We start from the raw sequence: 5,489 nt of genomic DNA on the forward strand, positions 1-5,489 counted from the left end.
GCGGAGATGCCGGAGCCGGGGGACGAGGCTCCTGAGGCTCCTGAGATCGCCGAGGTTGCGCCGGATCCGGTCCCGACTCCGCCGGAGGCCGACTCACGGGAGGCAGGAGACACCGCCGAGGTGCCGATCGTCACCGGTCCGGTCGTGGGCCCCGTCGTGGGTCCGGTCGTGGGTCCGGTCGTCGAGCCCTCGGTCGAGCCCGTGATCGAGCCGGCCGAGGACGACGTCCTCGGTCATCGGGTCGACGTCGACCGTGTGGCCCGCCTGCTCGCGTCCGTGCACACCCAGCTGCCGGTCTCGGTGGCCGTCCAAGGCCTTCCCGGGAGCGGCAGGTCGACCTTCCTGCGGAAGGTCCAGGAGCGCGTCGAGTGGCTCACCACGCACGACGAGGCCTACGCCGGCCGTACGAGACACGTACGCATCGACGCCCGTCAGCACGCCGACGGGGACTTGGCCAGCGGCGTGCTCGAGCGGGTGCGAAGCACGGGCCGGAGCGAGCCGCCGCCGCTGGTGGCGAAGCACCAGGCCGCGCAACGGCGGGCGGCGGAGCTGCGAGCCGCGCTCGCGGGCCTGCCCGAGGACGACGGGCATCGCGGCAAGCGCCGCACGCAGCAGCCGATGAGCACCACCATGGCGCTCGCGGCCATGGACCGCGAGCTCGCGGCCTACGAGGCTGCCCTGCGGGCGGCTCCGCCCGGACCACCACCGCGCCCGCCCGCCGGGGTGCCGGCCGGCGGAGCGGGTCTTCGGACGATCGTCTACGTCGACGATCTCGACCGGTGCGACCCTGCGACCACGGCCGGCGTGCTGCGGGCCGTCGACGAGCTGAGCAGTCAGGAGGGCGTCGCCGTCGTCGCGGCGGTGGACGTGCACACGCTGCGGCGATCGCTCGAGGGCCGGGTGGCGGAGCCTGCGGCGTACCTCTCCAGGGTCTTCGACGTGCCGTTCGCGCTGCGTGCGTTCGCGGGCGACCCGGCAGTGAGGTTCATGCGGTCGCTGATGCGCCAGGCGGTCCCGTCGTGGCCCGCCGCCCTCGCCACCGGTCCCGGCGACCAGGCAGGGCGCAGGCACCAGGTCACGAGCCTCGAGATGACGCCCGGCGAGGCGCTTTTCCTGAGCGAGCTGGCGAGGTTCTGTGCGACCCCTGGAGGTGCCAGGAAGCTCCTCGCCGTCTACCGGCTGGCGCGGACGGCGCCGGTGAACCTCACCGCCGATGGGGCCGCCCATCAGGCTCTCGGGATCCTGATGGCGATCCTGGTCGGTGCGCCGGTGCAGGCGGTGCAGGTGCTCGGGGCCGTGGTCGAGGCACTGGCGACGGGCGAGGACTGCGGGACGTTCCGCGCGCTGGTGGAAAAAGTGGCGCGCGAGCACACCGCCGACTGCCGCCGGGCGATCTGCGGCCCGTGCGCCGACTGGTCCCGGGTGCTCCGTGCCTACGCCGACCTCGTCCGCGTGCAGCGGGTGCCGCAGGAGGTCGCGGCGTACGCCGAGTGGGTCGACGAGGTGGCCAGGTTCAGCTTCCCGGTCTGACCTCTTCCGCAAAAGTGAAACACGTTCTAATCTAGGCGCCATGACTGGACTCCTGGATGGCAAGGTCGTCGTGCTCTCGGGGGTCGGCCCCGGCCTCGGTCGCTCGCTGGGCGAACAGGCCGCGCTGATGGGCGCCGACCTGGTGCTCGCCAGCCGCACACGCACGCGACTGCAGAAGATGGCCGGCGTGATCGAGGAGCACGGGAGGCGCGCGCTGGTGGTGCCGACCGACATCACCGACGAGGACGCCCGCCGACACCTGGTCGACGCCGCGCTCGAGGAGTTCGGCCGCGTCGACGTGCTCCTCAACAACGCCTTCGGCATCCCGCCGATGGACCCGCTCACCCAGATCCCGCTCGACGCGCTCCGGCTCGCCCAGGAGTCCAACGTCTACGCCCCGCTGCGGCTCTCGGCGCTCTTCGCCGACGCACTCGCGGCCACTCCCGACAAGCCCGGCGGCGCGATCGTGATGATCAACTCCGCGGTGCTCTACCAGAGCCAGCCCGAGTTCGCCGGCTACAAGCTCTCCAAGGGCGCCCTCGCGCACCTCGCCTCCTCGCTGGCCACCGAGCTCGGGCCACGCGGCATCCGGGTCAACTCCGTCGCGCCGTCCTACATCTACGAGGACGTCAACAAGGCCTACTTCGACTGGATCGCCTCGGAGTCGGGGCGCACCCACGAGGAGGTGTACGCCGAGAAGGCCGCGCCCACCGACCTGAAGCGGCTCGCGACTCCCGAGGAGGTGGCGCGGGCGGCGCTGTTCCTGGGTAGCGACCTGGCCTCCGCGGTCACCGGGACCGTGCTCAACGTGGACTGCGGGGAGTTCCATGACTGAGACTCGCCCAGGAGAGACCACACCGCGCGAGCGGGCGGACGTCGGGACGTACGAGGACATCTGCGCCGCCGCCACCCGCACCACCGGGCTGAGCGACTTCGGCGGGACCGACCACGAGGAGGGGCTGCGGCTCCTCGTCGAGGATCTGGCCTCGCCCGAGGCCGGTCTGACACCGGTCGGCAACTACTTCCACCGCGCCCAGGTGAAGTCGGCACTCGTCGGCCGGCTGATGACGCAGGCCCGGCTCGCGGAGTTTCCCCAGCACCAGGACGTACGCATCGAGCGCCCCATCTTCGTCACCGGGCTCGTTCGCACCGGCACCACCGCCCTGCACCGGCTGCTGGCCGCCGACCCGGCGCACCAGGGCCTCGAGACCTGGCTGACCGAGTTCCCGCAGCCCAGACCTCCGCGAGAGACCTGGGAGGACGACCCGGTCTTCACCGCGCTGCAGAACGCCTACCGGCAGCACCACGTCACCAACCCGGAGTTCATGGGGATCCACTACATGGACGCCACGAGCGTCGAGGAGTGCTGGCGGGTGCTGCGGCAGAGCGGCAAGTCGATCTCGTTCGAGTCGCTGGCCAACGTCCCGCGCTACTCCGCCTGGCTGGCGAAGCAGGACTGGCGCGACGCGTATGAGCTTCATCGCCGCAGCCTCCAGCTCATCGGTCTCAACGACACCGACAAGCGCTGGGTGCTCAAGAACCCCTCCCACCTGGTCGCGCTCGATGCGCTGATGGAGGTCTACCCGGACGCGCTCGTCGTGGTCACCCACCGCGACCCGGTGGTCTCGGTCGCCTCGGGCTGCTCCCTGTCCGCGGAGGCGACCGCGGGCATGTCGACCACGTTCGTCGGGGAGACGATCGGGGCAACCCAGCTGGAGATGCTCTCCCGCTCGTGGCGCTCGTTCGGGGAGGCCCGTAGGCGGTATGACCAGGCGCAGTTCCTCGACGTCGACTACCGCGGGTTCGTGCAGGACCCGGTGGGCACCGTCGAAGGCATCTACGCCCACTTCGGCATCCCGTGGAGCGACGCCGCCCGCGCCGAGGTCTCCCGCATCGACGCCGAGTCGCGCACCGGCAGCGCCCGGCCCAGGCACGACTACAGCCTCGCCGACTACGGGCTGACGGAGGACGAGGTTCGCCAGGCGTTCACCTCCTGATCCGGCGAGGACTCACCGTGGCGCACCGGACGTGCTCTACCGTTCGGCGCGAGCTCACCGGGTGCGGGCTCATGAAGCTGCCCAACTCACGGGAGTCCTGCGATGAGTCACGCCACTGCGGTCCTGGCCTCCGAGTCGACGGACGCCCCCGCCAGGCCTTCGGCCCGGCTCGTCGTCGTGCTGGCCCTCTTGGCCGCGTTCGCGGCCTCGATGAGCCTCTACTTCGCGACCACGCAGGCGCTGTCCTACCACGCCCGTGACGAGGGGCCGAACGCCTCGTACGCCATCTCGCTCCACGCGGGCGAGCTGCCCACGATCGACTCGCCGGTGGCGCTCGACCGGGAACGGTTCCCGCAGATCACGCGGGGCGCGAACCGGGAGGAGTTCGATCGCCACCGGCTGATCTGGACCGCCAACCATCCGCCGCTCTACTACCTGCTAGGGGTGCCCTGGGTCGCTCTCGCCGACGCGCTCGACAAGCCGCAGGTGCTGATCGCCGGGATGCGGGTGATGAGCGCACTGGCGTACGGGGTGCTGGTGTTCCTGGTCGGCCTGATCGCCTTCGAGGTCACGCCGCGGCGTCCGGCGGCTGCGATGCTGGCCACCGCGGTCACGGCCTCGCCCGCGGTGCTGGCGGTCGCGGCGGGTTTCATCATGAACGACAGCGTCGCGGTTGCTGCCTCGTCGCTGACCGTGCTCGCTACGCTGCGGATCCTGCGGCTCGGGGTGACCCGGAACCGGATGATCGTGATGGCGGTCGCCGGCACGCTGGCGGCCGCGACGAAGGCGCCCGGCGTGATCACGGTGATCATGTGCGGCGCTGCCCTCGGGGTGACGCTGCTGCTCCGTGACCGCACCTGGAGAGGCTTCCTCAGGGCGACCTGGCTGACCTCGATCGCCACCGGGGTGCCGGGGCTGGCGATCGGCTGGTTCTACGTACGCAACATCGTGCTCTACGGTGACCCGACCGCCAGCTCGGCGCTCCTCGAGCGCTACCAGCGGGTGCAGGTCGACAGCTGGTTCGAGGTGATGACCGCACCTCGGTTCTGGCACGGCTGGTACGACCACCTGTGGGTGCCGCTTCCGCTCCGTGGGACCGGGTTGCACTGGGTGATCGACACGATCACCCTCGTCGCGCTGCTGGGGCTGGCGCTGGGCGTCGTGGCGAGGCTGCGTGACCACGGCCGAGAGCACGGCCTCGTCGTCAGCGCGCCCCGGGTCCCGTCGGTGGCGACCGTGGGCCTGCTCGTGCTGATCGCGCACGCGTTCGTGATCGTCGTCAACCTCGCCCAGTTCCGCTCCGGCGGCGGCAACCCGCACGAGCGCTACCTGATGACGATCATGCCGCTGGTGGCCATCGTGCTGTCCGTCGGTCTCCTGGCCATCGTCGACGCCGTGCCGTGGGGTGAGATCCGCCGTCGCGAGGAGATCGCCGCCGCGATCGTCTCGGCGTTCCTGCTGGGCATGGCCGCCGCCACCTTCGCCGTCTCGGTGCGCATGCAGCTCCACCTCGGCCTGGACCGCATGCTTCCCGAGATCAGACCGCTGCCGTACGTGATCCTGGGTCTCGGTGCACTCTGCGCGACCGCCGGCGTCGTCCTGCCCCTGCTCTGGGGTCCAGCGCTGGAGCGCCCCTCGTCTGGACGTAGCGCAGTGAGGAGCGCAGCGACGAGCGGAGCGGAGGAAGACGAGGGTCAAGCGGAGGCGCTCGCGAATTGCGAAGCAATCGCCAACAGAATTGTCGGTGGTGCCGCGTAGCCTGGGTGTCATGCGTCCTGTCACTGATCTCGAGCGTCGTGTCGCCCCGTTCAAGGTGGTCTCCGACTACCAGCCCTCGGGCGACCAACCGGCGGCGATCGCGGAGATCACCAAGCGGATCCAGGACGGCGTCAAGGACGTCGTCCTGCTCGGCGCGACCGGCACGGGTAAGACGGCGACGGTGGCCTGGACCGCCGAGCAGCT

Annotated in this window: 5 protein-coding genes; all 5 read left to right on the top strand. The window is 71.0% G+C overall.

Features of this window, described 5'->3' with window-relative positions:
* Window positions 1-1,530 (top strand): P-loop NTPase fold protein (locus ACFVJS_RS15510; protein ID WP_378881738.1); only part of this gene is annotated, 1,530 nt, incomplete at its 5' end.
* Window positions 1,531-1,570: 40 nt separating this feature from the next.
* Complete coding sequence (locus ACFVJS_RS15515; RefSeq protein ID WP_378881741.1) at window positions 1,571-2,365, top strand: SDR family oxidoreductase; 795 nt, start codon at window positions 1,571-1,573, stop codon at window positions 2,363-2,365.
* The gene (locus ACFVJS_RS15520) at window positions 2,358-3,527 is read left to right on the top strand and encodes a sulfotransferase family protein (RefSeq protein ID WP_378881744.1); all 1,170 of its coding nucleotides are present in this window, start codon (window positions 2,358-2,360) and stop codon (window positions 3,525-3,527) included. The genes ACFVJS_RS15515 and ACFVJS_RS15520 overlap by 8 nt, the downstream gene beginning before the upstream one ends.
* Before the next feature lie 102 nt (window positions 3,528-3,629).
* Window positions 3,630-5,285, top strand: coding sequence for an ArnT family glycosyltransferase (locus ACFVJS_RS15525; RefSeq protein WP_378881747.1), 1,656 nt, complete (start codon window positions 3,630-3,632; stop codon window positions 5,283-5,285).
* A 10-nt stretch (window positions 5,286-5,295) separates the two neighbouring features.
* The coding region (locus ACFVJS_RS15530) for a DEAD/DEAH box helicase family protein (protein WP_378881750.1) at window positions 5,296-5,489 on the top strand (194 nt) is incomplete at its 3' end.

It is taken from the genome of Nocardioides sp. NPDC057772 (assembly GCF_042798075.1).
In the GTDB taxonomy this organism is placed as follows: domain Bacteria; phylum Actinomycetota; class Actinomycetes; order Propionibacteriales; family Nocardioidaceae; genus Nocardioides.

What these genes read in the sequence shown, in the direction of transcription:
- ACFVJS_RS15515 (WP_378881741.1), top strand. Translation starts at nt 1,571, where the DNA reads ATGACTGGACTCCTGGATGGCAAGGTCGTCGTGCTCTCGGGGGTCGGC.
- ACFVJS_RS15525 (WP_378881747.1), top strand. Translation starts at nt 3,630, where the DNA reads ATGAGTCACGCCACTGCGGTCCTGGCCTCCGAGTCGACGGACGCCCCC.
- ACFVJS_RS15520 (WP_378881744.1), top strand. Translation starts at nt 2,358, where the DNA reads ATGACTGAGACTCGCCCAGGAGAGACCACACCGCGCGAGCGGGCGGAC.